This is a genomic window from bacterium endosymbiont of Bathymodiolus sp. 5 South (assembly GCF_900128535.1).
Taxonomy (GTDB): Bacteria; Pseudomonadota; Gammaproteobacteria; order PS1; family Pseudothioglobaceae; genus Thiodubiliella.
Genome location: NZ_FQTR01000149.1, coordinates 1 through 4,014, shown reverse-complemented (window position 1 = coordinate 4,014; position 4,014 = coordinate 1). Strand labels below are relative to the sequence as shown.

Below are 4,014 nucleotides of genomic sequence, written 5' to 3'. Positions count from 1 at the left end.
ATAAACAAATCAGGCTTCAAATTATACCAATACTCTAAAGCCTCATAAGGCGTCCTTACCTTAATCTCTTTTCTAAGTCCACCATGTCCACGATTAAAATTATAAAAAATCAAAAACTTGTTCAAATCTTGCTTCATTTCATCAATGTTTTGATATGTTATCGCCTTAACTGTTGCATTCTTAATCGTGCCATTGACGCGCTCGACCATGCCATTGGTTTTAGGGGTTACAGGCTGTGTTAATCGATGCTCAATCTCGCTGCGTGAACAGAGTTTGTCAAATTTGTGTTTACCACTAACTTGCTTGTCTTTAGTGACAAACTTATCAGTAAACTCTAAGCCATTATCAGTTAATATATGCGTAATTGTAAAGGGATAAAAGTCCTTGCAATTATTAAGGAACTCAACGGCATTGATAGCGGTTTTATTCTCATAAATCTCAAAATAAAGCACCCTAGTAGCACGATCAATGGCAACAAACAAATATTGCTTCTTACCCGCTAGTTTTGGTAAATAGGTAACATCAATGTGTAAATATCCAGGCTCATATTCCTTAAATGTAGAGGCTTGTTGTTTCTTTTCTTGTGGCACTCGGTTAATGCCAAAACACACCAAAGTGCGATATACATTACTCCTATTGGCATTTGGCATGCAGGCAACAATACTATCAGTTAAGTCATCAAGTTCTAACCAAGTGAGGGTTCGTACTACTCGAATAATCTCACGCTCAGTCTCATTTAAAGCGTAGTGTATTGTCTTTGGTCTTGAGGTTTTGTCTTTAACAAAATCACGACTCTTCTATTTGGCAATGGTTTTAGTGCTAACACCAAAGCGGTGTGCTAAGGTAGTATTCGAAGCCTTAGCCCTGTGTATAATCGCTCTTGAATGTGAATTAGTATTCGCATTCATGTGGTAGTTCTGTTTCATATATTCTCCTTTTTGTAGTAGAAAAAAAGTTAATATGTTACGGCAACTACCCCCCTAATTTAGGGGGAAGTTTAAGGGTTTGAGTTTTTATTTTTTAGCTTTTTGCAAGCAAAAACTCAAACCCTTAAAATGACGATTGTAAGTGGCTTGAGAATTATTGATTCAAATGCTCAAACTGGAATAACGTGGTGGAACTGGACACTTTAGTTATTTTTCTTTCCAGTGAAAGAATAAACGGCAATCAAATGCTGCAACAAATTTAGAGACAGTCCTATGTGGTAAGAGGACCATCCTGAGATTATGCTTACGAATGAGATAAAAAATTAAAAAAAAGTGTTTTCACCTCATAAAATTATGTAGAATAATATTTCAAATCTAGTAGAAAGACAATTATTTCTACAAAGGTTAAGTTTATTTTGACTTATAAATTAGAAAAAATGAAATCATACACTTTAGGTTTACTGCTTCTCAGTAGTGTTAACGCACTAGGGCATGAATGTTATATTAATGTAAATGACGAAAGCGCATATGTACTCCAATTATCAGTTTATTCGTATTTAAATGATATTAATACTTGTAAATGTCAATCAGGATATGAGTTCAGCCCTTCTATTTCTGGGGGGGAATTATCTAAAAAGGGCAGTGAAAATTTTTTTTTTACAACCCCATCAGATTTAGCAGGAAAGCAGTTGCAGTGCGTTATACCAGTTATACCAAAAGATGGCATAACACTATCAACAGTTGAATGGGCAATACCTGTTTCCATATTTATTATAGCGACTGGTGCAGTGGGTAGTTATTCTATTTATAAACTCAGAGGATTAAGGAACCCTGTTTCAGAAGATGGTGGTGGTATAGAATTAACAAATAGTCAGATAGGCTTAGAAGAGTCATTAGGTATCACGCGAGATAATACAGTGGAATCAGCTAATTCAAGGGGAGTTATAGGAGAGCCTCAACAAGTTCCTCAATATGACTATGTGCGTGCGATTAGTGTTGCTAAGATAGATATTAGACCGAGGCAGCCTATTCCTGGAGCTTCAAATGACGACGGGCTTGTTTATACTCAAGTAGTTAAATCAAAAGTAGCTAGACAAACAGAAGTGGTTTTAAAAAGTTTTAAACAACAAGGCAACGAGGATACAACTATCGAGTCAAGTGAGTTACTAAAAAATACAACTGCCGACCCCAATCTTGATGGCGGACCTTCTTTGCCAGCAAGGGGGTATAAGGAAATAACGAAAAATTTAGGTTCAGACACAGATATATATAAAAATTCAGATGCAGACGAAAACATAGGTGCAGGTGAAAATTCAAGTGCATTTGAAGAACCAAGTATATATGAAAATGTAGAGTTTGGCGCATGTAAATAGGAAGAATATTGCCAATTATGGGGGGCAAAATTAAACCGTTAATACCAACACTTTGTTACCTTTTTAAGGTTGCAATAGTGCTTTTAACAAAAGACAGTTTTATTATTAGGAATTAATTATGCAAACAATTAAAGTATCAACAATCGGTTTACTTATTTACTTATTATTTAGTGTCAACACACTGGCAATATCACCTGTTACTTTTTCTACCCAGTCAGGTGCTTTGTTCAATCTCACTAATCCCAACCTTAATCAATCTGGTTCCTTAAAGCCTCTTGTTCTTACCCCTAGCTCTAAGACAACATCAAGCGAAAATCCTGACGAACTAAAAGCTGCCAAAATGTTTGTAGATGAAGTTTTTAGCAAAACCACCTTATTTTTAGATTTTGTTAAACATCTACATACATCGTTAACATTAGATGACAATCTTCAAACGCTTCAAGGCTTTTTAACCAGTAAGTGTGGCCTTTGCAAGATAAAAACGGTTGCTGCTGAGTTTGAAAAAAGAAAAGCTAACAGTTTATTTTTTTGGGTTGGAAAATATTTCACTAACTTAACATACGACAATGGTAAAAAATCAATAAGAATTTACATAACAAACGCAGCTGAATCTATAGGTGGTAAAGTTACAGATGGATCTATTTTTATCAATGGAACACCTGTCTACAATGCAACATTTAAAGATAGGCGAATGACTTGGGATTATGATGCCACTTTATTACAACCTAATCAATCTAAAGGAGACATTGTTTTTACTGGAGTTTTTGTCAATTCTTTGTATATTGGTAATAATTTTATTGGCTCATTAAAGATTAAGAGCAGTATTACAGAAAAGGAAGATACGCATAAAGTAATAGGCTTTTCTCGTGTTTCATTATCAAAATCCAAGGCTAATAAAGACAAGGATAACAAAAACCAAGACGGCTCCGACAAAAACCAAGACGGCTCCGACAAAAACAAAGACGGCTCTAATAAAAATCAAGACGGCTCTAATAAAAATCAAGACGGCTCTAATAAAAATCAAGACGGCTCTGATAAAAACCAAGACGACTCCGATAAAAACCAAGATGGCTCTGACAAAAACAAAGATACTGTTAATTCCCATGATTACCACAAAGAGATGTCAGTTGGTTTTGCCAAGTATAAAACCAAAGTGTTTGGCGATCAACTATGGACTGTTGAGAATATCCGTCATTATCCAAGTGTCGCCCCCATTAAAGATGTTTATGTAGAAAATGAGGGTCTCAAGTTTTATAATTGGAATGCAGCCATGAACACTAAAACCAAGGCAGAGTTGCCTAAAGCCAAGGCAGAATTGCAAGGAATATGCGCATCTGGCTGGCGCATTCCAACAGATGCAGATTGGAAGAAATTAGAAGGCTACTTTCACATGAGCCAAGCACAACAAAACAAAAACAATGTGTATCGAGGCAGAGAGCAAGCCACATTACTCCATGAAGGCGACTTTAACGCTGAATTGCTAGGTTTCTACCAAGACGGTGAAATGAAGAAAGTAGGAAAAGAAACTTATTTTGTGAGCTCTACTAGCGCTAGCGCCAAAGCCAAAGATACAACACACTTTATTGGTCGTAAAATAGCACCTGTGCCAATACTCCCTAAGCGTTTTGTGTTAATTAAACAATCACTTCCAGGTGTATTGGCAATAGGCGAAGTAGAGGTAATTAGCAATGGTGTGAATGTTGCATTACACAAGT

4 protein-coding genes are annotated in these 4,014 nt (G+C 36.0%); 2 read left to right on the top strand and 2 right to left on the bottom strand.

Going from position 1 to position 4,014, the window contains the following annotated elements; all coding sequences use genetic code 11:
* Both BBROOKSOX_RS09325 and BBROOKSOX_RS12255 read right to left on the bottom strand, forming a co-directional pair.
* Nucleotides 1–650 (bottom strand): DDE-type integrase/transposase/recombinase (locus BBROOKSOX_RS09325; protein ID WP_139661327.1); only part of this gene is annotated, 650 nt, incomplete at its 3' end.
* A 147-nt stretch (nt 651–797) separates the two neighbouring features.
* The gene (locus BBROOKSOX_RS12255; RefSeq protein ID WP_257607841.1) at nt 798–926 is read right to left on the bottom strand and encodes a hypothetical protein; all 129 of its coding nucleotides are present in this window, start codon (nt 924–926) and stop codon (nt 798–800) included.
* Nucleotides 927–1,363: 437 nt separating this feature from the next.
* Here BBROOKSOX_RS12255 and BBROOKSOX_RS09320 point away from each other — a divergent pair, with 437 nt between their 5' ends.
* The gene (locus tag BBROOKSOX_RS09320) at nt 1,364–2,299 is read left to right on the top strand and encodes a hypothetical protein (protein WP_180323956.1); all 936 of its coding nucleotides are present in this window, start codon (nt 1,364–1,366) and stop codon (nt 2,297–2,299) included.
* Nucleotides 2,300–2,417: 118 nt separating this feature from the next.
* The coding region (locus BBROOKSOX_RS09315) for an FISUMP domain-containing protein (protein WP_306821346.1) at nt 2,418–4,014 on the top strand (1,597 nt) is incomplete at its 3' end.